Source organism: Candidatus Nanopusillus massiliensis, from assembly GCF_920984865.1.
In genome coordinates, this window is sequence record NZ_OV100765.1 from 586348 (window position 1) to 586839 (window position 492).

At 24.3% G+C, this 492-nt stretch carries 1 tRNA gene; it reads right to left on the reverse strand.

Annotation, left to right across the window (positions count from 1 at the left end):
- Positions 1-139: 139 nt before the first annotated feature.
- Positions 140-214: transfer RNA gene (locus LUA84_RS03770), tRNA-Glu, on the reverse strand.
- Positions 215-492 lie beyond the last annotated feature (278 nt).

A 492-nucleotide genomic window follows, 5' to 3' on the forward strand; every position in this document is an offset into this window, starting at 1 on the left:
CAAGGAGGAAAATATGTTTGGGCTGGTCAGTAAAGTTTTTTCTTCATTTATATTTTATAAAAAAGATAATAATTTTTAATTTAACAATATTTTAATGAAAATTTATTATTTCAAAAAATAATTGAAAATATTCTTCAAGTGCCCCCACCGGGATTTGAACCCGGGTCTCGGGGATGAGGACCCCGTATCCTGGACCTGACTAGACGACGGGGGCTATGGATTATTTAATATATATTCAGAATTTTNNNTTATAACTATTATATTTGTTCCATTATCATAACATATCATATTCTCTTCTAAACANNNNTTGTAATATGTTTGANNNNTAGTAGAAGAATAATTTGGATATAATAATAATTTAACATAAAAATCTTCTGCAATATATTTACCAATATTTGGTTGATAATAGAAATTATTTTGTAAATTTGAAATAAAAAATAATGTAATAAATAATATTAAAACTAAATATAATAAAATAAATTGGGATTTGAT